General features: G+C 73.5%; 21 protein-coding genes. 13 read left to right on the top strand and 8 right to left on the bottom strand.

Annotation, left to right across the window (positions count from 1 at the left end):
- The first annotated feature begins 378 nt into the window (after positions 1-378).
- The 3 genes from AC060L_RS01055 to AC060L_RS01045 all read left to right on the top strand — a co-directional run bounded on the left by AC060L_RS01055 (position 379) and on the right by AC060L_RS01045 (position 2,748).
- Complete coding sequence (locus AC060L_RS01055; protein ID WP_483796272.1) at positions 379-726, top strand: hypothetical protein; 348 nt, start codon at positions 379-381, stop codon at positions 724-726.
- Between the two features lie 140 nt (positions 727-866).
- Entirely contained in the window at positions 867-2,324 is a 1,458-nt protein-coding gene (locus tag AC060L_RS01050) for a DUF4331 domain-containing protein (RefSeq protein WP_483796270.1), read from the top strand.
- Positions 2,325-2,385: 61 nt separating this feature from the next.
- Positions 2,386-2,748 (top strand): hypothetical protein, encoded by a 363-nt coding sequence (locus tag AC060L_RS01045; protein WP_483796269.1) that lies wholly within the window; start codon positions 2,386-2,388, stop codon positions 2,746-2,748.
- A gap of 36 nt (positions 2,749-2,784) precedes the next feature.
- Here the strand turns inward: AC060L_RS01045 and AC060L_RS01040 are convergent, their stop codons facing one another.
- Together AC060L_RS01040 and AC060L_RS01035 are read right to left on the bottom strand one after the other, a co-directional pair.
- The gene (locus AC060L_RS01040) at positions 2,785-3,996 is read right to left on the bottom strand and encodes an MFS transporter (RefSeq protein ID WP_483796267.1); all 1,212 of its coding nucleotides are present in this window, start codon (positions 3,994-3,996) and stop codon (positions 2,785-2,787) included.
- Between the two features lie 140 nt (positions 3,997-4,136).
- The gene (locus AC060L_RS01035; RefSeq protein ID WP_483796266.1) at positions 4,137-5,003 is read right to left on the bottom strand and encodes a DUF3626 domain-containing protein; all 867 of its coding nucleotides are present in this window, start codon (positions 5,001-5,003) and stop codon (positions 4,137-4,139) included.
- Between the two features lie 126 nt (positions 5,004-5,129).
- On the opposite strand from AC060L_RS01035, the gene AC060L_RS01030 reads away from it, so the two are divergent.
- Positions 5,130-5,822, top strand: coding sequence for a hypothetical protein (locus tag AC060L_RS01030; protein WP_483796264.1), 693 nt, complete (start codon positions 5,130-5,132; stop codon positions 5,820-5,822).
- Positions 5,823-6,010: 188 nt separating this feature from the next.
- Here AC060L_RS01030 and AC060L_RS01025 read toward each other — a convergent pair whose 3' ends face one another.
- A complete protein-coding gene (locus AC060L_RS01025) occupies positions 6,011-6,670 on the bottom strand; it encodes a Type 1 glutamine amidotransferase-like domain-containing protein (RefSeq protein ID WP_483796263.1) in 660 nt (219 codons plus the stop codon).
- Between the two features lie 179 nt (positions 6,671-6,849).
- On the opposite strand from AC060L_RS01025, the gene AC060L_RS01020 reads away from it, so the two are divergent.
- Positions 6,850-7,143: an MTH1187 family thiamine-binding protein gene (locus tag AC060L_RS01020; RefSeq protein WP_483796598.1), complete on the top strand. Its 294-nt coding sequence runs from the start codon at positions 6,850-6,852 to the stop codon at positions 7,141-7,143.
- A 40-nt stretch (positions 7,144-7,183) separates the two neighbouring features.
- On the opposite strand, the gene AC060L_RS01015 is transcribed toward AC060L_RS01020, so the two are convergent.
- Positions 7,184-8,083 carry an amidohydrolase family protein gene (locus AC060L_RS01015; protein WP_483796261.1) on the bottom strand — a complete coding sequence of 300 codons (900 nt, stop codon included), beginning with the start codon at positions 8,081-8,083 and terminating at the stop codon, positions 7,184-7,186.
- Positions 8,084-8,306: 223 nt separating this feature from the next.
- Here AC060L_RS01015 and AC060L_RS01010 point away from each other — a divergent pair, with 223 nt between their 5' ends.
- Both AC060L_RS01010 and AC060L_RS01005 read left to right on the top strand, forming a co-directional pair.
- A complete protein-coding gene (locus AC060L_RS01010; RefSeq protein ID WP_483796259.1) occupies positions 8,307-9,542 on the top strand; it encodes a beta-ketoacyl-[acyl-carrier-protein] synthase family protein in 1,236 nt (411 codons plus the stop codon).
- A 112-nt stretch (positions 9,543-9,654) separates the two neighbouring features.
- Positions 9,655-10,791, top strand: coding sequence for a hypothetical protein (locus AC060L_RS01005; RefSeq protein ID WP_483796258.1), 1,137 nt, complete (start codon positions 9,655-9,657; stop codon positions 10,789-10,791).
- A gap of 59 nt (positions 10,792-10,850) precedes the next feature.
- Here the strand turns inward: AC060L_RS01005 and AC060L_RS01000 are convergent, their stop codons facing one another.
- Positions 10,851-11,141 carry a hypothetical protein gene (locus tag AC060L_RS01000; RefSeq protein WP_483796256.1) on the bottom strand — a complete coding sequence of 97 codons (291 nt, stop codon included), beginning with the start codon at positions 11,139-11,141 and terminating at the stop codon, positions 10,851-10,853.
- 138 nt (positions 11,142-11,279) lie between these two features.
- Positions 11,280-11,798, bottom strand: coding sequence for a GNAT family N-acetyltransferase (locus tag AC060L_RS00995; RefSeq protein WP_483796255.1), 519 nt, complete (start codon positions 11,796-11,798; stop codon positions 11,280-11,282).
- Between the two features lie 213 nt (positions 11,799-12,011).
- Here AC060L_RS00995 and AC060L_RS00990 point away from each other — a divergent pair, with 213 nt between their 5' ends.
- Positions 12,012-12,428, top strand: a complete 417-nt coding sequence (locus tag AC060L_RS00990; RefSeq protein ID WP_483796254.1) for a hypothetical protein — start codon at positions 12,012-12,014, stop codon at positions 12,426-12,428.
- A 289-nt stretch (positions 12,429-12,717) separates the two neighbouring features.
- Positions 12,718-15,441, top strand: a complete 2,724-nt coding sequence (locus AC060L_RS00985) for an ATP-binding protein (RefSeq protein ID WP_483796253.1) — start codon at positions 12,718-12,720, stop codon at positions 15,439-15,441.
- Between the two features lie 27 nt (positions 15,442-15,468).
- Here AC060L_RS00985 and AC060L_RS00980 read toward each other — a convergent pair whose 3' ends face one another.
- Positions 15,469-16,707 carry an MFS transporter gene (locus AC060L_RS00980; RefSeq protein ID WP_483796252.1) on the bottom strand — a complete coding sequence of 413 codons (1,239 nt, stop codon included), beginning with the start codon at positions 16,705-16,707 and terminating at the stop codon, positions 15,469-15,471.
- 437 nt (positions 16,708-17,144) lie between these two features.
- On the opposite strand from AC060L_RS00980, the gene AC060L_RS00975 reads away from it, so the two are divergent.
- On the top strand, positions 17,145-18,302 hold the full coding sequence (locus AC060L_RS00975) for a serine hydrolase domain-containing protein (protein ID WP_483796250.1): 1,158 nt from the start codon (positions 17,145-17,147) through the stop codon (positions 18,300-18,302).
- On the opposite strand, the gene AC060L_RS00970 is transcribed toward AC060L_RS00975, so the two are convergent.
- Positions 18,290-21,685 (bottom strand): AfsR/SARP family transcriptional regulator, encoded by a 3,396-nt coding sequence (locus AC060L_RS00970; protein ID WP_483796249.1) that lies wholly within the window; start codon positions 21,683-21,685, stop codon positions 18,290-18,292. The genes AC060L_RS00975 and AC060L_RS00970 overlap by 13 nt on opposite strands.
- 161 nt (positions 21,686-21,846) lie before the next feature.
- Between AC060L_RS00970 and AC060L_RS00965 the strand changes: the two genes are divergently transcribed.
- The 3 genes from AC060L_RS00965 (at position 21,847) to AC060L_RS00955 (ending at position 25,587) form a co-directional block, all read left to right on the top strand.
- Positions 21,847-23,130, top strand: a complete 1,284-nt coding sequence (locus tag AC060L_RS00965) for an NAD(P)/FAD-dependent oxidoreductase (RefSeq protein ID WP_483796248.1) — start codon at positions 21,847-21,849, stop codon at positions 23,128-23,130.
- Between the two features lie 130 nt (positions 23,131-23,260).
- The gene (locus AC060L_RS00960) at positions 23,261-24,367 is read left to right on the top strand and encodes a hypothetical protein (RefSeq protein ID WP_483796247.1); all 1,107 of its coding nucleotides are present in this window, start codon (positions 23,261-23,263) and stop codon (positions 24,365-24,367) included.
- A gap of 80 nt (positions 24,368-24,447) precedes the next feature.
- Entirely contained in the window at positions 24,448-25,587 is a 1,140-nt protein-coding gene (locus tag AC060L_RS00955) for a hypothetical protein (protein WP_483796246.1), read from the top strand.
- Positions 25,588-25,592: the final 5 nt, after the last annotated feature.

Raw genomic sequence — 25,592 nt, 5'->3', positions numbered from 1 at the left:
GCCGGGGTGACGGCCGACATCCCGGCTGCTGCTGATTCGTCGCCCGCCGCCTACCGGATGGGTCCACCGACCGGCCAAGGTGCAGGTTCGCTCGGACGGGCGAGTACAGCGCCGCTGACCTGCAACGCAGTTGAGCCGACCGAGCGGCAGCCGGCGGCAGCCGGATGCGTGTCGCCTTGACTCGACATTCCGCCGCCATTTCACTTCCGGTGACCGCCCACCAGTTCCTGCGGCAACGGCCGTCACTTTTCACCACACCTCCCGCCTGGCACGAAGTCGATGTGGATGCCGTCCGGATCGGGGTCGGCCACTTTTCATCTGCGGCAGGTCAGGCTGAGCGGGCGGCGCGCCGTCCATTCCATCTTCGGAGGAACTTTTATGTCCCTGGACACTCCCGCGGCTGACACACCGTCCGACGGCCTCTCCCGTCGTGGCCTGATGCGCCAGGCGGCCGCCGTCGGCGCCGCCGGGCTCGCCGTGACCCTGGCCTCCGGTGCGCTCGCCGGCCCCGCCGACGCCGCCACCCGCACCGCCCCCCGCGACGAGCCCGGTGCGGACGCCGGCGCGGACGACACCGCACCCGCACCGGACACCCAGCACAGCGAGCCGATGATCGTGCACCTCCGCGACGCCCGCACCGGCGCGCTGGACCTGTTCAGCGGCGAGCGCCACCAGCGCGTCCAGGACCCGAAGCTGGCCGCCGCGCTGGTCCGTGCGCTGGGCTGAAGCTGAGCTGGGCTGAACCCGAGCCGGGCCGAACCTGCACCGTGCTCAGCACCGGCCGGCCCCGGTGGCAGCACCGCCCGGGCCGGCCGTCCGACCTCCTCCTGCCCGCCCCTCACCACCAACTCCCCTGCGAGGTTCCCGTGTCGTCCCACCGCGAAGCCCCCGAGATCTCCAAGGACCCGGTCGCCGACAGCACCGACGTCTACGCCTTCGTCAGCCCCGACGCGTGCGACACCGTCACGCTGATCGCCAACTACATCCCGCTGCAGGGCCCGGCCGGCGGCCCGAACTTCTACGAGTTCGGCGAGGACGTCCTCTACGCGATCCACATCGACAACGACAACGACGGCCGCGCGGACGTCAGCTACGAGTTCCGGTTCAAGGTCACGGTCCGCAATCCCGACTCGTTCCTGTACAACACCGGGGCGATCAACTCGCTGACCGACACCACCTGGAACCGGGTCCAGACGTACAGCATCACCCGGGTCGAGGCCGACGACCGCCGCCACGTCCTCGCCGAGGACCTGCTCTGCCCGCCGTGCAACATCGGCCCGATCTCGACGCCGAACTACACCTCGCTGGCGAACATGGCCGTGCACCAGCTGGCCGGCGGCCGCCAGGTCTTCGCCGGGCAGCGGGCCGAGGGCTTCTACGTGGACCTCGGCTCGATCTTCGACCTCGGCACGCTGCGCCCGTTCCAGCAGCTGCACGTCATGCCCGCCTTCACGCACCCGGCACCCGGCGTCAACACGACCAAGGCGCTGAACGTCCACAGCATCGCGCTCCAGGTGCCGATCACCGATCTGACCAGGCGCGGCCACAAGCCCACCGACGTGACGGACCCGTTCGCCACCATCGGCGTGTGGACCACCGCCTCGCGCCACCGGGCCCGGATCGTCAACCCCGGCGAGCGCGACACCAAGTCCGGCCCGTTCGTCCAGGTCTCCCGGCTCGGCAACCCGCTCGTCAACGAGGTCATCATCCCGATGGGGAAGAAGGACCAGTGGAACTCGCTGCCGCCGTCCGATGACAAGAACTTCGCCCAGTACGTCGCCCAGCCCGAGCTGGCCAGGCTCCTCCCGGCCCTCTACCCGGGAGTCTTCCCGAACCTGGCCGCCTACACGAAGGACCGCGCGGACCTGCTCGCGATCCTGCTCACCGGCATCCCGACCGGTGTCGTTCCCGGCTTCCAGAACTACACCGGCAGCACCCAGGCCGACATGCTGCGCCTGAACGTGGCCGTCCCGCCGAGCGCCAACCCGAACATCCTCGGTCTGGTCGGCGGCGACGCGGCCGGGTTCCCGAACGGCCGCCGCGTCTTCGACGACGTCGTGACGATCGAACTGCGGGCGATCGCGGGCCTCACGCTGCCGCTGGTCGACCCGAGCTTCACGCCGGACGCCGCGACCAGCGTGATCACCGACGGGCTCACCCCCGCCGACGTCAAGAACCCGTACCTCACCAGCTTCCCGTATCTCGGCGTCCCGTACGACGGCTACGACAACCCGCCCAACTACCCGCCATCCAGGGTCTGGGGGGGGGGGGGCACCAGGGTGCCCGCACCGCACCGGCGACACGTCAGCCGCCTGACTCGCTGACCTGCTGACCTGCTGACCTGCCGACCTGCCGACCTGCCGACCCGCGACCGAAACCGGACCCATGACCGACCAGCACACCCACCCGCATCCCCACCCGCACGCCCACGCTCACGCTCACGCGCCGCTGCCCGCCCCGTCCCGGGAGGGCAGCGTCGTGCTGGAGATCGGCGGCACGCTCGGCGCGCTGATCATCCACACCGGCCCGGCCGAGGACGGCCTGGAGATCGAGGTCAGCCTGACCGACGGCGACGGCACCCGCACGCACGCGGCCGTCCGCCCCCGCCATCTGGCCGCGCGCACCGTCTACTGCGCGGTGATCTCCCCGCTGCCCGAGGGTGACTACACGCTGTGGCGCACGGCGGACACCCCGGAGGCTTCGGTGACCGTCCGCGGCGGCGGGGTCACCGAACACCGCTGGTCGTAGACCCGCCGTCGCGGGTGCCTGCGCACGTTCAGGCAATCAGGTCCGGGTGCGCGGCAGGCTGGCCAGCACGCTCAGCACCAGCGCCGCCACCACCGCCGCGAAGACCACGCCGGCCGTGCGCAGCCCGGTGACCGTGATCAGCACGCCCACGCCGATCGCGGGGAGCGCCAGCATCGCGTAGAGCACCGCGAACAGCGCCGAGAACGCCTGCCCCCGGACCGCCGCCGCGACCTGCCCGGTGATCAGCGCGATGCCGTCGCCGAGCGCCAGACCGGTCGCGAGCCCGACGGTCACCGCGGCGAGGAGCAGCGGTGCGAGCGAGGCGGTCAGCATCGCGGTCGCGATCAGCGCGGCGGCCACCAGCAGGCCCAGGCAGGCGACCGGCAGCACCGGCCGCGGCGTCAGCGCCTTGGCCAGCAGCTGCCCGGCGCCCGTGCACAGGAAGGCGATCGCGACGGTCGCTCCGGAGAGCGCCGGGGTGTTCAGCTTCAGCACCTCGCCGAAGAACAGGCCGGTGGTCGCGGTCAGCACGCCGAGCACCGCGAAGCCGGACCCGGCCGCCAGCGCGCAGCGCACGAAACCCGCGCGGATGCCGGGCGGGACCCGCGGCAGCGAGAGCACGAGCAGCCGGCCGCCGGCGCGGCGGGCGACGGTCTCCGGCACGCCGGCCAGGAGCAGCAGCACGACCAGGACGAGCACCGCGTCCACGATCCAGACCAACCGGAGCGGATCGGGCGCCCACTGCGCCAGTGCCCCGGCGAGCAGCGGGCCGCCGGCCAGCCCGCCCATGTTCGCGGCGAGCGCGATCCGGCCGGCCGCGACCTGCCGGCCGGGTGGCGCGAGCTCGGTGAGGTGCGCGGTGGCCGCACCGGTGACCAGCGCGGCGGAGAGGCCGGAGAGCACCCGGCCGAAGAGCAGCACCCCGAGGCCGTCCGCGGCCAGGAAGACGCCGGCGGCGGCACCGGCCAGCAGCAGGGCGGCGGCGATCACCGGTCGGCGGCCCACCCGGTCGGAGAGCGAGCCGAAGCAGAGCAGCCCGGCGACCACGCCCAGCGCGTACACGGCGAAGGCGACCGTGACCATCAGCGACGAGAAGCCGAAGGCCTTCTCGTAGCGTGGGTAGAGCGGGGTGGGGATCGTGGTGCCGACCATGGTCGCCCAGAATGCGGCGGCGACGACGGCGGTCGCGGCGCCGGGGCGGCTGCGGGCCCGACGGTTGCGGGTGGCTGCGCTGTCGATCGTGGTCATCGATGCTCCGCCGGGGGGTGTGGGGGCGGGGTGCGGGGGCGGGGGTACGGGGTGTGGGTTCGGGGTGTGGTCTCTCCAGGCTCTCCCGCGTGCCGGGGCGCTGTCGATTCGGCGTGACCGTCAGCCTCGTCCGAATCACGTCACTGAACGGTTCCGCCGAACCGGGCCAGGTAGTGCCAGACCCGCTTGAGTGACTGCTCGTCGTACCGCCCGCTGCGGGCCGCCGCGCCGATGATCAGCGGGTCGAGCTGGCCGTCCTCGGCGATCAGGGCGCCGAGCTCGACGAACTCCTGCCCCCGGTACTGCGGATGCCGCCGGAGTTCGGCCACGGTCAGCCGGAATCCGCCGTGCCACTCCAGCGGGCAGGGCAGCGCGCGAGCCGCCTCCTCGACGGCCGTGCCCCGGTAGGCCGGATCGAGCACCAGCGCCTCGACGTGCTCGGCCAGCAGCACCGGGCCGTGCACCTGCGCCTCGACGTAGTCGTCCAGCGCGTCCCGGTCGTCGGCGGCGGCCAGTTCGATCAGCGGCATCGCGGTCGCCACGCCGAAGTCCTCGGGTTCGGTGAAGCTGTCCGGGTAGCAGAAGGTGGACCGGGCGAGCGCCTCGGCCCGGAGCCGGAAGTGCGCGGATCCGAACCGCGGCGCGGCGCCGACCGGCTTGCGGCGGAAGTTCAGCGCACCGTAGACCGGGCGTTCGTGCGCCGGCTCGTGGTCGTAGGCGCCGCCGAACAGCCGGCTCTCCCAGCGCCAGCGGTCGCCGCCCGGGTGCGCGGTCAGGCCGCCGTTGCTCGTCCCGGTCTCGAACTGCGAGCGGTAGACACCGTCCTGGGCGAGCGCCGCGAGGATCGCACGGCCGCCGCTGCCGCGGTCCGGGTGGAAGTTGAGCGTCACCCGCAGGTCCGCGGCGAGCGGCGCGCCGGTGGATCGCGCGGTGATGTGGCCGATCGCCCGCTGCTGCGGGGTGGCGCTGGCCTCTGCTGCTTCAGCTGCCTGCGCCGTCTCTGTCATCCCAGTCGTCTCCATCGACGCATTGTGGCGGACGCGTGATCATGCGGGCACCTGGATAACGGCCACCCCTGCCGCCGCCTTTCCGCTGGTGCGCGCCCTTCGGCGGGCTGGCTCGTTGAGCCGTGCGTGGACGATGACTCCCGCCGGTTGCCCGGCCCGGCCGTACCCCGACCATCCGGCAGGCGGTCGCCGCGGCCGGCCCGGCCCGCGTTGCCGGCGCTGCTCGCACTGCTCGCACTGCCGCTGGCGGCCTGCTCCAACCAGCCGCTGCCGGCCCGGTTGAGTGAGCCCCCCGCCGCGGCACCCGCCTCCCCGAGCGCCTCGGCCTCACCCGGCGCGACCCAGGCCCGGCCGGGCGACGGTGGCCTCCAGGGCCTGCACCGCCAACTCGGCGAGCTGAGCCCGGCACCGACGGACACCGCATCCGGCTCCGCACCGGCGACGCCGTCCCCGGACACCCCCGGCCCGCAACCGGCGGCCTCCATGACCGGCCCGCCGCCCACCGACGCCAACGGCAGCAGCGGCAGCGGCAGTAGCAGCGCCGAAGCACCGGCCCCACCACCACGCTCACCGAGCCCGACCCGCTCACGGCCACCCCGGCCGGTGCCGCCACGAGCCCCGGCCCCCGCCCCCGAGGCCTCCCCCAGGCCGCCCGGGCCGGGCTCCGGCCCCAAGCCGGGGCCCGGGACGCCCGACCCGGCCTCGGCGCCGACCGGCACCACCGGCACCATGGGCGTCTGCGCAGCCGCCGAGGCGTACGGCCAGTGGCCGGCGGGCTCCGAACAGGACCGGATCTGCCGCAGCGTCTACGGCGGCTAGGGCCTGTCCGGGCGATCTTGTCGGATCAGCGCGCGGCGTTGGGCGCCCGGCTGGGCGTGCGCCCGGATCGTCCTCGTACTGGGCCGTACTTGGATGATTCGGGCGTGCGTCGTGGGGGCACCTCCCGGCCGAAGGCTGGGGGAGGGATGCCCGGCGTCGCGCGCCCGGCAAGATCGCCCGGACAGGCCCTAGGCAGTGAGCAGCTTCCAGTGCCCCTCGGAGACGACCTCGACGGCTCCGTCGACGACCTTGATGGCCGTCTCATCGTCGATCGCGTACCCCGGGCAGGGCAGCTTGGTGGCCCAGTCGACCGCGTGGGCCGTCGAGTTCTCCGGGCAGAGGGGATGGTCCAGGTGTGGGAACACCGCGAAATCGACCATTCCCAGGCCCTCGTCGCCGCCCGTCGGCGGCCGCCACTCGACGAACTCCTCGCCCACGTGGGGAGCCATCACCATGCTCCCAGCACTGACGCCCACGCAGACCACGTCCAGCGAGGGCAGCAGCTCGGCCAGCCCGGACTCGCGCATCCAGTGGTTGAGGTACAGCGAGTCGCCGCCGGACAGCAGCAGGGCGTCGGCCTCCTCCACCCAGGGGAGCCAGCGCTCCCGCCCGACACTGGGCAGCGCCGTGAGCTCCAGCACGCCCAGGGACTTCCAGCCCACCTCCGCCAGGCGCGTCCTGGCCTGCCCGGAGATCACCCGCCACGCCGCGGCCGGACCGCTCATCGGATACACCGCGGTGGGGATGACGAGCGCGTTCGCCTCGGAGACCGGCTTGCCGAGGAGCTCGACCAGCGCGCTGTGGATGCTCGCGTTCTCGATGCCTGCCGAGGTGAGAAGAAGCTTCATGGACCGGCCCTTTCGTGATCGTCGCTGCGCTCGACAGCCCTGTGGCCTGTCACGCTAACGCGCCGTACCGACAACGCCCTTGGAGGACCCGGGCGACGATCAGGATCGGATGTGGCAGCATGCGGATGATCGCCGGAAGCGCACCACGCAACGCCACACCCACCACACCGGAGGACCAGATGATCGCCGCGTTCAGCGTCACCCCGCTCGGCATCGGTGAGGACGTCGCCGAGGCCGTCGCCGCCGCCGTCCGGGTGGTCCGGGCCAGCGGGCTGCCCAACCGGACCGATGCGATGTTCACCTCGATCGAGGGTGAGTGGGACGAGGTGATGCCAGTGATCAAGGCGGCCATCGATGCCGTCAAGCCGTTCGCCAACCGGGTCAGCACCGTCATCAAGATCGACGACCGCGCCGGCGTCACCGACGGCCTGACCCGCAAGATGGCCTCCCTGGAGCGCCACCTGGCCGAGTGAAGCGCCGCCGGACGAGCCCAACAGGCCCTGCCGGAGGGCCCTAGCGGAGACCGAAGAGGCGCGCCGCGTTGTCGTGGCAGACCGCGCGCAGCCAGTTGTCGCCGAGGTCGAGGCGGGCCAGCGAGTCCAGCGCGTGGGCGTAGCCGTACGGGATGTTGGGGTAGTCGGTGCCGAGCAGGATCCGCTCGCGCAGGTCGCCGAGCCGGGGCAGCAGGTCGCGCGGGAACGGGGCGAGCCGCTCGGTGAAGTCGGTGAACGCCATCGTGGTGTCCAGGTGCACGGCCGGGTGGCGGTCCGCCAGGTCGAGGAACTCCGCGTACTCGGGCAGGCCGAGGTGCGCGACGATCAGCGGCAGGTCCGGGTGCCGGGCCAGCACCTCGCCGATCGGGCCCGGTCCGGTGAACTTGCCGGGTGCCGGGCCGGAGCCGCAGTGTGTGACGACCGGGACGCCGCGTTCGGCGAGCAGTGCCCAGACGCCGTCCAGCAGCGGGTCGCGCGGGTCGTAGCCGCCGACCTGCAGGTGTGCCTTGAAGACCCGGGCACCGGCCGCGATCGCCTCGGCGACGTACCGGTCCGCGCCGGGCTCGGGGTAGAACGTCGCGGTGTGCAGGCAGTCCGGCGTGCGGGCGGCGAAGCCGGCGGCCCAGCCGTTCAGCCACTCGGCCATCCCAGGCTTGTGCGGGTAGAGCATGCTGGTGAACGCCCGGACGCCGAAGCCGCGCAGCACCGCCAGCCGCCGCTCCTCGTCCTCGCGGTAGGCGATGGTCCAGGCCTGGCCGAGCTCCGGGCCGACCGCGTCGAAGTACGCCCAGACCTTGGCGAGCACGTTCTCCGGCATGAAGTGGGTGTGCACGTCGATCAGCCCGGGCAGCCCGAGGCGCTGCCAGAACGCCGTGATCGCGTCCGCCTCGCGTCCCGCTTCGCCGGTCACCGCTGCCATCCGAACCACTCCCGCCGCCCTTCACGACCCGGTGGCCGTCTCGCGTCACCCTAACCGCCTGGCGAAACGCCTTGTGGAGATCCAACAGACTTTCGTCGGTAAAGTCTGCGCCGCCAGGCATCAGCTTCAGCCCAATCCCGTTGCCACAGTGGTGTGCAGGGACGACCTGGACCGCTCACCGGTCCGGCGTCCACTGGATGTCCAGCACAAGGGGGTTTCACTGATGACCATGCGTCAGACCGATCCGGCGCCCGGCGCCGCCGTCACCGGCCTCGGTGCCAGCACGCCGCTCGGCGGCGACGTCGCCACCACCTGGGCCGCGATGCTGGCCGGGGAGTCGGGCATCAGCGCGTTGCACGAGGAGTGGGCGGCGCAGCTGCCGGTGCGGATCGCCGCCCGGCTCAAGGTCGAGCCGGCGACGGTGCTCGACCGGGTGCAGGCCCGCAAGCTCGACCGCTGCGAGCAGCTCGCGCTGATCGCCGCGCGCGAGGCCTGGGCGGATGCGGGCAGCCCGGAGGTGGCCCCCGAGCGGCTCGCCGTGGTGATCGGCACCGGGACCGGCGGGGTGCTGACCACGCTGGCCCAGGACGATGTGCTGGAGACCTCCGGGGTCCGCAAGGTCTCGCCGCACACCGTGCCGATGCTGATGCCGAACGGGCCTGCGGCCTGCGTCAGCATCGAGTTCAACGCCCGGGCCGGCGCACACACGCCGGTCAGCGCCTGCGCGTCGGGCGCGGAGGCGATCGCGCTCGGCCTCGACCTGATCCGGCTCGGCCGGGCCGACGTGGTGATCGCCGGTGGCACCGAGGCCTGCATCCACCCGATCACCATCGCCGGTTTCGCCCAGGCCAAGGCGCACTCGACCCGCAACGACGCACCGCAGGCGGCCTCCCGTCCGTTCGACACCGCGCGGGACGGCTTCGTCTTCGGCGAGGGCGCGGCGCTGGTGGTGCTGGAGCGCGCCGAGTTCGCTGCGGCGCGCGGCGCGCGGGTGCACGCGGCGCTGGCCGGGACCGGCCTCAGCTCGGACGCGCACCACATCACCGCCGGCAGCCCGGAGGGGCAGGTGCGGGCGATGCGGCTGGCACTGGAGTCGGCCGGACTGGCCCCGCAGGACATCGACCTGGTGCACGCGCACGCGACCTCGACGCCGGTCGGCGACCTGGTCGAGGCGGAGTCGGTCGGCGAGGCGATCGGCACCCACCCGGCGGTGACCGCGACGAAGTCGATGACCGGCCACCTGTTCGGCGCGGCCGGGGCGGTCGGCGCGATCGTCAGCGTGCTGGCGCTGCGGGACGGCATCGTGCCGGCCACCGCGAACCTGAGCGAGCTCGACCCGCGGGTCAAGCTCGACGTGGTCGCCGGTGCACCGCGCCGCGGCGCGTACCGGGCGGCGCTGACGAACGCCTTCGGGTTCGGCGGGCACAACGTCTCGCTGATCTTCACGGCAGTGGACTGAGGCAGCGCCGGACAGGCCCTAGGGGGGTCGATGGGCTGATCCGGTGTCAGGGCCCGGCCGGCGCGGCGGCAACGCTCGCGGGCCGGGCCCGGCGCCGCTCATAGTGGGGGCCATGGACCACGCCGAGCAGGTCACCGGCACCGACCACGCAGACCGTGCGGAGCCCGCCGAGACCGCCGAGGCCGTCAGCCGGCGGGCCGTGCTGGCGGCAGCCGTCGGCGCGGCCTGCCTGACCGCGTGCAGCAGCGGGCATCCGGCCGCGAACGGGAGCAGCGCTCCGCCGAGCGGCGCACCGACCGCCGGCGCGCCGACGCCGACGCCGACCTCCCCGTCCCTCCCCGCATCCGCGTCCGCGTCCGCATCCGTCCCGGCTTCCGCGGCCACCGGCTCGTCCCTCTCCCCCGGCGCCGGCCTGCCGGCCACCACGCCGTGGCTCCCCGGTCCGGGCGAGATCCAGCCGGACGTCAAACTCCGCGCCGCCCAGCTGATCGAGGCGATCGGCGCCTGGCCGACCGGCGGTGCGGGCAGCGCCGCCGCGCAGGGCCGGGTCGCCACGCTCGGCGGCGTGGACCCGGCGCTCGTCGGCCAGGCCGGGCCGCTGCTGAGCGGCGCCGACGAGGCGGCGCTGCAGGTGATCTACGCCCAGTACGGCGGCATCCTCGCCGACTCGGCCAGCGTCCTGGTGGTCTGCGACCAGTGGACCCGCAGCGGGACAGCGCCGCCGGCCGCCGGCGGCACCACCGTGGACGTCCGGCTCAGCGCCGCCACACCGCGCTGGACCGTCACCGCTCTGCACCCCGCCGCGCCCGGCCCCGCCGCCACCGGCCTCTCCGCCGCCGCCGACCAGGTGCTCGGCGAGCAGCGGATCACGCTGCCCCCGGCGGCGGCGGCCGACGTCCGCAGCGGGCTGGTGCACGACAGCGTGCTGCACGCGATGCTGACGCTCGCGCAGACGTACACGATCACGGTGAGCGTGATCCGCTCCGGCCATCCGCTGGACGTCTTCGGCACCACCCGCCCGAGCGACCACCCGCTCGGGCGCGCCTTCGACGTCTGGCAGATCAACGGCTTCGCCGTGGTGGACCCGGCGACGTCGCACTCCCTGGTGGACGGCTTCATGCGCGCCGCCGCAGCCGCCGGGTCGTACAACGTCGGCGGCCCGCGCCAGCTGTCCGGCGGCCTGACGCCGAACCAGTTCTTCACGGACGACACGCACCACGACCACGTCCACGTCGGCTTCACCGGCTGATCCGGACGGGAGACTCGAAAGCCAGGTGGCCGCTCCGTCATACGTCAGTCGTCCGTACGTCAGTCGTCGCGCTTGCGGCGACCGCGCGGCGGCGGCGCGTCCAGGATCTCCGGCTCGGCGAGGAAGAGCAGCAGGTGGCCGCAGTCCCGGCAGGCCAGTCCCTCCACCTCGGTGCGGCGAGCGAAGAGCCTGCGCGGCACGAACGCCTTGACCAGCAGGCCGTAACCGTCCCCCCGGCCGGACACCTGCACCTCGCACAGCGACCCCGCACAGAGCGGGCAGGCCGCGGGGGCCTGATAGGTGGACCCGTCTCCCGGCATCGACTCGATGCCCGTATCCATACGGCTCAACAGCCACCCCCGTAGTCAGAACTCCCGTCCGTGCAAGGCAGACTAGACCCGTCCGGTGCACCGGCCGCGCCGGGGTGGCGCCCAGCCGTGCAGGGGATCGCAGCGGATCGCAGGGCCTCGCAGAGCTTCGCGCCGTCCTCAGACCAGTTCCTCAGCCAGCAGGTCCAGCAGCAGCCCGTCGTGCCACTCGCCGTCCGGACCGCGCTCATAGCGGCGCAGCACGCCGACCGGCCGGAATCCGACCTTCCGGTAGCAGCGGATCGCGGCGGCGTTGTCGGCGGCCGGGTCGATCACCAGCCGGTGGTGGCCGCGCACGGTGATCAGGTACCGCGCCAGCGTGCGCACCGCGTCACTGCCCAGCCCACGGCCGTGCAGGGCGGGGTCGAGGTAGATGTCGATGCCCGCGTGCCGGTAGTCCGGCTCGTTCTGCTCGGTCCACTGGATCGCGCCGGCCACCCGGCCGTCGTAGAGGATCGCCAGCGAGCGCGAGTCGGGCTCGGCGAGATCCTCGGCGACGGATTCCGCCAGGTCGGGGCCGCCGCGCCAGCGGGCCAGCACCTCGGGTGTGGCCCGGATCGCGGCGAGTGCCGGGATGTCCTCGGTGGTGGCGGGGCGCAGCACCACCAGGGCGCCGCGCAGCGTCGGGTCGTCCGCCATCGAAGTTCACGCTCCTTCGGGCCGTCGGTTCCGGGCCGCCCGGCACGATCGGCCGGACGGGCCCGAGGGCCGGTCACCCGCGGGCGCGCGGCCAGTCGGGACGCTAGCACGGGCTTGGGGCCAGGGCCTGCGCTGACGATGCCGATACCGCTGCCCCTGCCATGTCGCTCCGGGGCGCGGCAGCGGCGCGGAAACCGCGCTAGCGTGCCCGTCATGCACCACGAACCACCGGCGGGCGCCCGTCCGCCGGCCGGGTCACCCGGCCTCCAGTCCGTCGCCGCGGCGGGAGCGGTCTACACCTGTCAGGACGTCCGGCCGCACGCCGCGCTCGACGGGCTGCCGATCTCGTACATCGCGGCCGACCTGTGGCACGCGCTCACCGCCCTGGCCATCGCCCCCACGGCGGCGGACGCGACCGCGCTGGCGCTGCTGCGCGGCATCGCCGCCGAGGCCACCGACGCGGCACTGGCGCCCGGCAACGAAGGCGCGCCCCGGCGGGACCTCTGGGTGAGCGCGCCGGCGTACATCGGCGGTGCGCGCCGGGTGATCTGGTTCCAGCGCTCGCATCCGGGCGGCCCGATCACCGCGTTCTTCGCACCGGCACCCGAGCCCGGCCCCGGGACGGTCTGAAGGCCGGGGGCCGTCTGAGGCCCGCGGGCCCGCTCGGCTCCCGAAGCTTGGCAGGTGGGGCAGCGCGTTCCCCGGCGCCGCGCTGCCCCACCGACGGGCAGCGCGTGCTGCCCGGAGCATCATCCTGGGCCCCGCCACCCGGACGACTCCATGACGCTGACCGGACGTAAGCCTGGCACTTCCCTGACGATCACCCGCCGCCGGCGCTCCGGTACAGTCCAGCGCGGCACCGCGCGGCGCTGCGCGGCACCCCGTGGTACGGCGTAACGGGTGGGACTGGAGGGAACAGATGACCGGATTCGGCAGGACCTTGCGCGAACACCGGCTCCAGGTCGGCTGGACCCAGGAGGAGCTGGCGGAGCGGTCCGGAGTGTCGGCGCGCTCGATCAGTGTGCTGGAGGGCGACGGCCGGCGGCCACGGCTCTCGTCCGTGTCCCGGCTGGCGCAGGCACTCGGCCTCGATCCCGGGGCCCGGGAGCGACTGCTCGCGGCCGCCCGGGCGGCGGGACAGGAGGCTGGGCAGGCCGCGCAGGAGACCGCCGGTGCGCCGGCCGCCGTCCCACCCGCGGGCCGACCCGCAGGCCGCGCGGCGGGCCCGACCGGACCGGCCGTCCCGAGGCTGCTGCCGTACTCGGTGGCCGACTTCACCGGCCGTGACCGCGAGTTGGCCCAGCTGCGCGCGCTGGTCGAGCTGCGCGGGCGGCTGCCCGGCGGGGCCGTGGTCATCTCCGCCATCGACGGCATGGCCGGCATCGGCAAGACCACGCTGGCCGTCCATGCCGGACACGCCATGGCGGAGCACTTCCCCGACGGACAGCTCTTCGTCGATCTGCACGGTTTCACGCCCGGGCGCCGTCCGGTGTCCGCGACGGTCGCGCTCGGGAGCCTGCTGCGGGCCGTCGGCATCGCCGACGACAGCCTGCCGGACCCGCTCGACGAGCGCGCCCAGCTCTGGCGCACCGTCGCGGCCGAGCGCCGGCTGCTGGTGGTGCTGGACAACGCCGCGGACGCCGCGCAGGTGCGCCCGCTGATCCCGTCGAGTCCGGACTGCCTGGTGCTGGTCACCTCGCGCCGCCGGCTGCCCGCGCTGGCGGGGGCCGCCGCGCTCTCGCTGGACCTGCTGGAGCCGGCGGAGGCCGTCCGGCTGTTCAGCGAGATCGTCGGCCACGACCGGGTGTCCGGCCACCGGGAGGCGCTCGAGGCCATCGTCGCCGCCTGCGGACGGCTTCCGCTGGCCATCCGGATCGCCGCCGCCCGGATGGCGCACCGGCGCTCCTGGACGCCCGAGCACCTGCTCGCCCGGCTGCGCGACCGGACCGCGCTGCTGACCGAGCCGCCCGGACAGGACCCCGGCGTCGCGGCGGCCTTCTCGGTCTCGTACGACACGCTCGCGCCCGACCAGCAGCGCCTGCTCCGCCTGGTCGCCCGGCACCCCGGCGACGACTTCACCGCGGACGCCGCAGCCGCCATGGCAGGGGTCCCCGTCGCCACCGCCGACCGGCTCCTCGACGAGCTGTACGACCACCACCTGCTGCTGGAGGGGGCCGCCGGGCGGTACGCATTGCACGACCTGGTGCGCGCGTACGCCCACCAGCTGTCGCAGGACAGCGCCGAGGACGCCGCGCTGGACGCCGCCGAGGATCCCGCCGGCCGCGATGCCGCGCTGGCCCGGCTGCTGGTGCACTACAAGGCGACGGCCGCCGGCGCGCTGGACCTGCTGCTGCCGCACGAGAAGCACCACCGGCCCGCCATCGACACGGCGGGCGTCGGCACCCGGATCGACTTCGGCACCGCGGCGCAGGCCGCGGAGTGGATCCGGGCCGAACTCGCCAACCTGCTGGCCGTCGCCCGGACCGCGGCCGCCGAGGACCGGCACCGGGACGTCTGCGACCTCTCCGCGCTGCTCGGGCGCTACCTCGACGGCCAGGGCCGTTACGACGACGGAGTCACCCTGCACACCCTCGCGCTCGACGCCGCCACGGCCGCCGGGGAGCTTGCCGGCCAGGCCTCGGCGCTGACCCTCCTCGGCCGGGTGTCCACCCGGCGGGCCCAGTACCCGCAGGCGCGGTCCTTCTACGGGCGGGCGCTCACACTGCACCGTGACCTGGGGAACCTGTCGGGTCAGGCCGGTGTGCTGGGCAATCTGGGCGTCGTCGAGCTGGCCACGACGGGCAAGGAACAGGCGCTGGCGCGCTACCGGGAGGCCATGCCGCTGTTCGAGGCCTGCGAGGACCGCGCCGGACAGGCCCTCGTCCTCGGCAACATCGCCGTCATCCACGGCCGCAACGGCCGCCTGGAGGAGGCCATCGCGCACCACGGCCAGGCCCTCGCGCTGTTCCGCGAGGTCGGCGACCTGAGCGGCGTCGGGCGCACCCTGGGCAACCTCGGGCAGCTCTACTCGCGCACCCATCGCTACGAGTTGGCCCTCACCCACCTCCACGAGGCGCTGGCCACCCACCTCGACATCGGCGACCGGGCCGGGGAGAGCCACAACCGGGCCGAGCTGGCCGTCGTGCAGACGGCCACGGCCCGCTTCGACGACGCGCGTGAACAGCTCGCCGAAGCCCTCGCGTTCTTCCAGGAGAGCGGCCACCGCAGCGGCGAGGGGGCGACGCTGCGCCAGCTGGGGACCCTCTACGGACACTGGGGTCGCCACGAGCTCGCCCGGCAGCACTTCCGGCGGGCGCAGCAGATCGGCGCGGAGATCGGCGACCGGCTCTGCGAATCCGGCAGCCTGATCGGCCTCGGGCGCACCGCCCTGGCGACCGGACGGCCCGACGAGGCGCTGACGTACTACCAGCGGTCGCTCGGCTTCGCCCCCGACGACGACCCGGACAACGAGGCGCTCGCCCACCGGGGCATCGGCGAGGTCTATCAGGCCCTGGGCCGGGCGGACCTGGCCCAGGAGCACTGGGCGCAGGCGCACCGTATCTTCCTTTCGCTGGGCGTGCCGGAGGCCGACGAGGTCCGCCTGCTGCTGACCGGGCCGGCCGCGGACGGCCGGCTGGACTGACCGTCCGGGTCCCTGGGCCTTGGCGGCTCAGGCCACGCCGCGGATGCGGTGCACCAGCACACCGGCGAGCAGGGTGACGACGGCGGTGACGGTGTAGAGGCCGCCGTACCCGCCGAGGTGGGCCACCACCGGGGCGGCGAGGGCCGGAGCCAGCACCTGGGGGCCGGAGTTGGCGATGTTGATCACGCCGAGGTCCTTGGCCCGGTCGGCGGCGGCCGGCAGCACCTGGGTGACCAGCGCCTGGTCGACGGCGAGGTAGATCCCGTACCCGGCACCCAGCACCGCCGCCGCGAGGACGGTGGCGGGCCAGCTGTGCACCAGGGCCAGCAGCAGCGCGGCCGCCGCCATCACGGCGCAGGAGACCACGACCAGCGCCCGCCTGCGGCCCGTACGGTCGGAGATCATCCCCGACGGGATCGCGGTGAGCAGCGCGGCGAGCGTGTAGACGGCGGTGAGGATCAGCACGCCGCTGTCGGGCGACGGGTAGTGCACGGCGTCGGTGAGGTAGTAGAGCAGGTACAGCGTGCCGATCGCGTTGCCGAGATTGATCAGGAACCGGGTGAGCCAAGCCCAGCCGAAGTCGGGGTACCGCCGCGGGCTCACCCAGTAGCCGGCCAGCAGCGCCTGGAGCTCGAACGGGGCGCGTGCCTCGGGCGCCAGCACCGGGTCGGGCGAGCTCAGCACGAACGGCAGCGCGAGGGCGACGGTGACGACGGCGGTCAGCGCGTAGCCCGCGACCACGCTGTCGGCGAGCGCGGTCACCAGCACCGCCCCGACCAGCAGTCCGAGCGACTGACTGATCCCGGTCCACCCGGATACCAACGCCCGCTGACTCAGAGGGACTTGGTCGGCGACCGGGGCGGTGACGCCGGCCAGCATGACGTTCAGCCCCGCCTGTGCGACCGCCCATCCGGCGATGATGCCCGGGAGTCCGTGCTGATCGGCCGTCAGCACGAGCCCACCGGCGCCGAGCAGTGCCCCGGCCAGGATCCACGGACGACGGCGCCCGAACCGGGACGTCGTGCGGTCCGAGATCGCACCGGCCAGCGGATTGACGAGCATGGCGACCAGCGCCCCCGTGCCCGTCACCCAGGAGAGCAGCGCGGCCTTGTGGGCGGCATCGAGCTGCTCCAGCTGCATCGGCAGCAGGATCTGGATCGGCGTGAAGAAGCCGAGAAAGACCCCGAGGTTCGCCGCACCGAGCGAGGCCGTCCAGCGCCACGGGACGCGAGCCTGCGGTTCGGACAGCGCAGCGGCGGCACTCATCTCTCACGTCTCTCACGCCGGCGGGTGATCGGTTCGGTGGCAGAGCGGTGCCATCGGTCCAGCATTGTCCGGCCCCCTCGATGAAGATGAGTGATCCTCATGTTAATCACGTGCCGTCAGAACACCAGATGCGTGACAGTGATCCGTTCGCCCGCCCGCACAGCGGCCTGCCAGCGCGCTGTGCGCGCGCTGCCAGCGCCCGGCCGGAAGCTGGGTCCGTCCAGCCACCCAGCAACCGGAGGAACGGGTCCATGTCACCGGATACTTCTTCAGACACCTCTTCGTCGGCTCGCGCACTGTGGTCGCGTCGCCTGCGACTGGCGCCGGCCGTGCTGACGGCATCGGCGCTGACCGTGGGGCTGGCCGTGGGACCGGCCGCTGCCTCGACGCCGCGTGGAGCCGATCCGCAGATGGCTCAACTGGCTCAACTGCGGCAATTGGCACAGCAAGTGGTGGATGCCGGCGCGCCCGGGGTGGTCGTGCGGGTGGACGACGGCCACGGTCGGCCCGTCGAGATCGCCGAACAGGCTCCCTGGGCTGCGAAGGACCAACAGCTCAAGGTGGGAGACGAGTTCCGGATGGGCTCCAACACCAAGACCATGATGGCCACGATCGTCCTGCAACTGGTCGCCGAGGGCAGGCTCGCGCTGACCGACCCGGTCGAGAAGTGGCTGCCGGGCCAGGTCCCGAACGGCCAGGCGATCACCCTGCGGATGCTGCTGAACCACACCAGCGGGCTGTTCGACTACACCGAGGACCCGGCCCTCGTGCCGTCGATCCTCGGCAAGGACCCGCACCGGTGGACCTCGGCCGAGCTGCTCGCCGTGGGCGTGGAGCACCCGCCGCTGTTCGCCCCGGGCGCCCAATTCTCCTACAGCAACACCGACTACGCCGCGGTCGGCGCCGTGCTGGAGCAGGCCACCGGGGCAAGCCTCGCCGACCTGATCCGGGACCGGATCGCCCGGCCGCTCGGCCTGAAGCACACCTACCTCGCCACGGACGGCAGTTGGCACGGCCGGTACGCCCGCGGCTACGAACCGGATCCGGCCCACATGCCGGCCGCGGTGCCCACCGCGTTCCAGGACGTCGCCGGTGTGCAGCGCGACGGCCACGTGAACGTCTCCGGCAACGACCCGAGTTGGGGCGGGGCCGCCGGGGCCGTGGTGTCCACCGCGCGGGACTGGTCCCGCTTCTACACCGCGCTGATGTCCGGCAAGCTGCTGCCCGCAGCGCAGTTGGCAGAGTTGCGCAGCACCGTCCCGATGGACCCGAGCAATCCGGTGAACGGGCCCGGTTCCGGCCTGGGCATCGAGACGGGCACCACCCCCTGCGGCACCATCTGGGCGCACGACGGTGGGATCACCGGCTACTCCAGCGTCAACGTCACTGACAGCGCCGGCAGTCGCACCGCGACCGTCCTCGTCCCGACGGATTTCCTGTTCGAGTTCGGAGCCGATCCGAAGCTCATCGCGGCGGACCAGGCACTTCAGACCGCGACCATCTGCGCCATGTTCGGGAAACCGGTTCCGGCCACCCCGGCCGCTCTGGCCGCCTCGCCCGCCCCGACCGCTCCGGCCAGGGCTCAAGCCCGCTGATCGGAGCTGCCCGGCTGATCCCCGGGTGCGGTGATGATCGCGGACAGCAGGTCTGTGGCCTCGGTCCGCGACATCGCCGCACCGGTGGCGCGCGCCGCCGCGAACCCGGCGGCTCCCAGGGCGGCAGTGGCCCGCTGGGTGATCAGGCGAACGTCGGCGTCGGCGAGGTCGTCCGAGCCCCGCAACACGTCGGCGGCCCCGAGCAACTGCGCGGCCTTCCCCGGCCGGTCGCGGCACAGCTCGATGCCGGCGACCACGACCGCGACCGTGCCGGTGACCGCGGAGTTCCAGGTCAGCACCAGGTGCACCGCCGGATGGTCGAGCCGGCGCACCGCTTCGTCCGGGCGGCCCTCCGCTGCGTCCAGCCGGGCGAGCACCCCCAGCAGCAGAGCGGTGAGCTGCGACGGCAGCGGCCGGCCACCGGGAGCCCCGGTCAGCGCGACCTGCGCGTGGGCGCGGGCCGGGCCCAGCCGTCCGGCCCGCCACTCCAACTGGGCCAGGCCCAGGCCCACCAGAGCCCACGGCTCGGCCGATCCGCTCTGCCCGCTCTGCCCGTCCTCCCCGCTCTGCTCACTCTGCGCCACCTGGTCGAGCAGGCCCACCAGGTGCCGCCGCGCGCCGTCCACGTCCCCGGCGTGAGCGTGCATCAGGGCGGCCTGCACCTCGTTCTCGATCGTGTACTCCTGCATGCCGAGCTCCTGGAAGTACCGGGTGGCCCGCTCGTTCATCGCCAGCGCGTCGGCCAGTTCGCCGGACCGCTGCCGGATCGACCCGAGGGTGCTCAGTGCGGTCGCCAGGCCCCACCGCTCGCCGAGCTCCTCGAAGCCGGCCAGCGCGCGGGTGAGGAAGCCGGTCGCCTCGGCGACGTCGCCGATGTGCAGGGTCAGCAGGCCCTGCACCAGCAGTCCGAACGGGCGGCTCGAGGGCTCCCTCAGCCCGCTGTCCGGCGTGGTCAGGGTCGGGTCTGTCGCGACGTGCTGATCCCGCGACTCCGGTCCGGCGATCGTGGCGGCCAGTCGGGCCAGCTCCAGCAGCGGGTGGACGCCGGGATCGATGCCCGCCATCGCCTCTTCGATCCGGTCGAAGGCGGCCGTCCTGTCCTCCGGCCGGCTGATGGACTCCGCGCCGACCGCCTGCGTGGCGATCACCAGCGCGCGGGCCACCGGATCGACCGGCCCGGGAACCTCCAGCACCCGGCCGAGCAGGTCCAGCGACTCCGGCGGGTAGCCCCGCATGGACCAGAACCAGCAGAGTGAGGCGCCGAACCGCACCGCCGTCCCGGCGTCCCCGGACTCGATCGCCCAGCGGATCGCGGCCAGCAGGTTGTCCCGCTCGGCCGACAACCGGGCCAGCCAGCGCAGTTGGTCGCGGGTGCGCAGCTGCGGCTCCGCGGTCTCGGCCAGTGCGAGGAAGAACGCGCCATGCCGCTTGCGGGCCGCGCCGACCTCTGCGCGCCCGGCGAGCTGCTCCAGGCCGTACTCCCGGATGGTCTCCAGCATCCGGTAGCGCGGCTCACGCGGCTCGACGCCCCCGAGCGGATGCAGCAAGGACTTGTCCACCAGCGCCGCCAGCAGCTCGCCGACCTCAGCGGTCTCAACACCGCTGCCGCTGCCGTCGCCGACGCCGTCGCCCCCGCCGCACCGGACGTCGAACCCGCCGACCGCACGCGCCGCGTCCTCCGTGAAGCTGCCGGGCACCACCGACAGCCGTTCCAGCAGCGCCCGCTCGTCGGCGTCCAGCAGGTCCCAGCTCCAGGCCACCGCGGCGCGCAGGGTCTGGTGCCGGGGCAGCGCGGTGCGGCTCCCCCGGGTGAGCAGCCGGAACCGATCGTCCAGCCGGGCCGCGACCACCTCGACCGGCAGGCTGCGCAACCGCGCCGCGGCCAGTTCGATCGCCAGCGGCAGGCCGTCCAGGCGGCGGCAGATCTCGATCGCCGCCGCCGGCGACTCGCCCGCCGCGCCGAAGCCGGGACACACCGCGGCGGCCCGGTCGTGGAAGAGCCGGATCGCCGCACTGGCGCGGGCCTGCTCGACCGTCGAGCCCGGTTCGGGCAGTTCCAGCGGGAGCACCGGGTGCAGGGTCTCGCCGTCGATCCGCAGCGCCTCACGGCTGGTGGCCAGCACCCGCAGCCGGGGGCACCGACCGAGCAGCGTCTCGACCAGGGCCGCGGCCGCCTCGACGAGGTGCTCGCAGTTGTCCAGCACCAGCACCACGTCGTCGTCCGCCAGCACCTCGGCCAGCCGGTCCAGAAGCTCATCGGCGCCGCCGGTTCCGCCGCCCCTGGGCGCGCCGGCCTCGCGCTCCCGCAGGGCGCCTAGCACCGCGCGGGGCAGGTCCTCCGCGCCGACCGGGGCCAGGGCGACGAACCACACCCCGCCGGACGGGCCGAGCTGCCGGCCGCTGGTGGTGGCCAGCCGCGTCTTGCCGACGCCTCCGGGCCCGACCAGGGTGACCAGCCGGGCCTGCCCGAGCAGCCCGACCACCCGGCGGACGTCGTCCTCGCGGCCCACGAAGCTGTTCAGCGGCGCGTCCAGCTTGCCGGTCAGCCAGGACCGGCGGAGCGCCTGGGGCGGCTGGGTCGGCTGGTGCTGCTGAGGCGGCTGGGTCTCCTGGGGCCGGGGCGGCGGGAGCTCGCCACGCAGCACCGCCAGATGGGCCGCCTGCAGTTGCGGCCCGGGGTCGCTGCCGAAGGTGTCGGCCAGCCGGTCGCGAATCCGCTGGTAGGTGGCCAACGCCTCGGCGCCCCGGCCGCCGATGGCCAGCGCCCGGACCAGCTGGGCATGCAGCCGTTCGTGCAGCGCGTGCTCCGCCGTCAGCGATTCGAGCTCGGCAATGAGATCGGTGATGGGATCGGAGATGAGATCGGAGCCGGCTCCCAGCGCGAGGTCGGCCTCGATCCGGTCCCCCAGGGCGGCCAGCCGGGCCCGTTCGAGCCGCTCTGCCTCGGCACCGGCGAACGCCGCCTCACGCACGTCCGCCAGAGCGGGCCCGCGCCACAGCCCCAGAGCCTCCCGCAAGACAGCACCGGCCTCGGCCGATCGACCCTGCTCATGCAACCGCCGTCCCGAGCGGGCCAGTTGCTCGAACCGGACGGCGTCCACCGCACCCGCCTCGACGGCCAGCCGGTACCCGGCCGGGCCGAGGGTGAGCAGCCCGGGGTCACCCAGCACACCCCGCAACCGGGACACCAGCGACTGCAACGCGTTCGCCTGGTCGGCCGGCGGCGACTCCCCCCACAGCGCCTCGCCCAGCACCTCCGGCCGGACGGCCCGCCCGCCGTCCACCACCAGCCGCGCCAGCAGCGCCCGCAACCGCGAGCCGCCGATCGCCACCGGCCCCGCACCAACGTCCAGCACCAAGGGTCCGAGCAGGCCGACACGCACCCGCTGATTCTCGCAGCACCACCTGTCGGCCCGTCATATCGGGGCCGACTCTTGACAACTGCTCATGTTCCTGACAGCACTGACACTGCAGTGAACTGCGCGGCACAAGACCGCACCACTGCCACGAACGGCACCACATTCCGAAGGGGGCGATCAGCGGCATGACCAAGCCTGAGAGCGCGGGAGACGACTACGACGTCGTCATCAGCGGAGCCAGCCTCGCCGGCAGCGCCGCAGCGATCCTGCTCGCCCGACGCGGCGTCCGCGTCGCGCTGCTGGAACGCCGTTCGGACCCGGATGCGTACAAGGTGCTCTGCACCCACTCCCTCACGGCCAACGCCTACCCCGTGCTGGACGAACTCGGCCTGATACCCGCTCTCGAGGAGGCGGGAGCCGTCCGCAACGACGCCCGCTGGTACACCCGTTGGGGATGGATCGAGCCGAAGGCGGCGCCGGCGGGCCCCGCGCTGCCGTACGCCTACAACGTCCGGCGCAGCGTCCTCGACCCGATGATCAGGTCCCGCGCGGCGCAGACGCCCGGTGTCGAGCTGCTCCTCGGCCACCAGGTGACCGGGCTGGTCCGGGAGGCCGGGCGAACCGTGGGGGTGCAGGCGTCGACGCCTGAGGGCGAGCGTGTGATCCGGGCCCGCCTGGTGGTCGGCGCCGATGGCAAGGACTCGGCCGTGGCGAAGTTCGCCGGCGTGCCTGACCGGGTGTACGAGAACGCGCGGTTCGGCTATCTCGCGCACTTCCGCGATCTTCCGCTGCACGGCGGAATCGGCCAGACCTGGTTCCTGGAGCCCGACATGGCGTACGCGTTCCCCAACGACGACGGGGTGACGGTCATCGCGGTGCTGCCGGACAAGAAGCGGCTGCCGGCCTTCCGGGACGACCTGGAGGGCAGCTTCTCCGCGTTCGTCCGCGCCCTGCCCGAGGCACCGCCCATCGACTCCGCCGAGCGCATCACGAAGATCATCGGCGCGGTCAACTACCCGCTGCACAGCCGCACTCCGACCGCACCGGGCATCGCGCTGATCGGCGACGCCGCCCTGACCAGCGACCCCCTGTGGGGCGTGGGGTGCGGGTGGGCGCTGCAGTCCGCGCAATGGCTGACGGCGGCGGTCGCCCCGGCCGCAACCGGTCGGGGCGACCTCGACAGGTCGCTCGCGGCGTACGCACGCAACCACCAGCGCCGGCTGCGCGGTCACCAGTACCTGGCCGCCGACTTCGCCAAGTCCCGCCCCTTCAACCCCGGGGAGCGGCTGATGTTCTCGGCGGCGGCGCGCGACGAGGCGATGGCGCGGCACATGCATCTCTTCGCATCCCGCCTGATCGGCCCGCTGCGGTTCCTGAACCCCGTGGCACTGGCCAAGGCTTCGGCCGTCAACATCAAGCACCGCCGGGCATCCGTGCCACCCGCGCAGCCGTCCCGCGCGGGGTCATGACCGGCCCCCTCCACTGTTCGATCACCCAGTCACCGACACTTCACGCTATGTCAGGTGCCAGTAGTCCGCGCGCCCGTGCCAGGACTTCAATCGGGTCCGACCCCGATCGGCCCGACACGGAGGATGCGGCGTGAATCTTCACACAGCGACGAAGCAAGCAACGGACGCCCCGCCCCGCCGGCTTGCCGCCGCAGGGAAGGTGCTGCTCATCGGCGCCCTCCTGGTCCTGGCGGCGCCGGGCGCCGCGTACGCCAACACCGTGAGCGTCACGGTGGAGACCCCCGGGGCCACCCTCGGCCCCACCGCCATCGACTCCTCCGTCTCGACCAGCGCCGCCTGCACCAGCGGCCTCGTCTCCGGCGGCGGGATCGACCAGGCCATCGGGACGGGCACGGGGGTGAACGGCAACCACGTGCTGGGCACCGAGCCCAGTTCCAACGGCAGCACCGAGTACACCGGCTCGACCGGAGTCGTCGGCACCGACGTGGCGTACTGGATCGCGAAGGGCGGCAGCGGAGGCCAGATCAACTCCTCGTTCTCCACGACGCCTTACGCGATGTGCCTGACCAGCAACCTCATCGACCACACCCAGGTCGTCATGAACAAGGTCAACGCGCCCACCACCGCGACGACGGTGGGCCTCGTGACGGCGACCTGCCCGGCCAACACCGTCCTGCTCGGCGGCGGCGCCCTCGTCACGCCGGGCAACACCGGCAACTTCAAGGCGATCGCCGGCTTCCCCACCTTCGACAACGCCGCCCACGACTTCGGCCAGAAGGCCGCGGCCGACGGCGAGACCGACCCCGACTCCTGGACCGCCGTGGGCTGGGACAACAGCACGAACAGCAGTAACGAGACCTATGCCTACGCGATCTGCAGCGGCAACGGCATCAACGTCAGCGGCGTCACCGTGAAGGTCCGCTTCGGTGAGGTGAGCGGCCCGAACACCGGGAGCACCGGCCAGAACACCACCGTCAGTTGTGGCAGCGGGGACGGGAACCTGGTCAGCGGGGGCGCCGCCGTCAGCGGGGGCAGCGTGACCACCACCGACTTCACCGGACCGGGCTCGGCCGGCGACCACCTCAACGGGAGCTTCCCCAGCGACTCCAGCGGCAATCCCGTCGGCAACGGCAGCACCACTGCGGCGTCCTGGACGGCCTTCGCGCACACCGGCGGAACGGGGTCGGCGACCACCCACACCGACGTCTGGGCGCTCTGCGCCAACGACGGCGTCTGACACCGCGGCCGCCACCCGATCGCCGCCCCACCGCCACCGCCACCGCCACCACCACCGATCCATCAGAAAGGCAGAAGTCGTTGACGAAGAGGTTCCTTCGGGCCGCCGTCCTGGGCAGGGCGCTCGTGCCGGGCGCCCTGCTCGTCCTTGCGGTGCCGTCGCTCGCCTACGCCGGCACCGCGACCGTCACCGTCAGCTCCCCCGGAGCCACCATGGGCCCCGCCACCCCCTTCACGGGTGTCTCGTCCCACGCGGACTGCGAGCGCGGTCTCGTCTCCGGCGGCGGGGTCGACCAGACCACCGGCGATGACCGGTCGGGTAACGGCAACCACGTGATGGGCAGCGCGCCCAGTGCGGACGGTGTCACCGAGTTCACCGGCTCCCCCGGCGTCGTCGGACAGGACGTCACGCACTGGCTCGCGTTCGGCGGCAGCGGGAGCAACTCCAGCCTGGCCTTCTCCACCACGCCCTACGCCATATGCCTCGCCAGCCACCGGATCAGGCACACCCAGGTCGTCATGAACAAGGCCACCGGCCCCTCCGCCTCGCTGTCGGCGAAGCTCGTCGTGGCGACCTGCCCCAAGGGCACGGTCCTGATCGGCGGCGGCGCCCGCACCACACCCGCCAGCGTCGGAAGCCTCAAGCCGGTCGCCAGCTTCCCCACCTTCGACGACGCCGCCCACGACTTCGGCCAGAAGGCGGCAGCCGACGGCGAGACCAACCCCGACTCCTGGACCGCCGTCGGGGGCATCGGCGGCGGACGCGACAGCGGCAACACCACCTACGCCTACGCGATCTGCACCGGAGACCACGTCAAGACCAAGGACCTCACCACGCAGGTCCGTTTCAGCGAGGTCAGCGGCCCCACCACGGCCGGCACGTTCCAGCCGGCCACGGCCACCTGTGCCTCCCCCACCGGGGACCGCCGCCACGGGAACGGGCGCGACGCGTGGCAACTGGTCAGCGGGGGCGCCGCCGCCAGCGGCGGCAACGTGACGACGACCGACTTCACCAGGGCCGGCTCCGGCGGAACCCACCTCACCGGCAGCTACCCCAGCAACCCCGCCGGCACCCCGGCAGCTGACGGAACCACCGCACCCGCCTCCTGGACGGCCACCGTCCACGCCGGCGGCTCGCCCTCCCCGAACACGTACACCGACGTCTGGGCACTCTGCCTGAACACCCACCACGGGAACGGAGAGGGGAACGGAGAGCGGTAGTCACG

This window comes from Kitasatospora sp. NEAU-69 (assembly GCF_057158765.1).
Note: the sequence above shows the minus strand (reverse complement) of the source record. Positions and strands in the feature narration are given on the sequence as shown.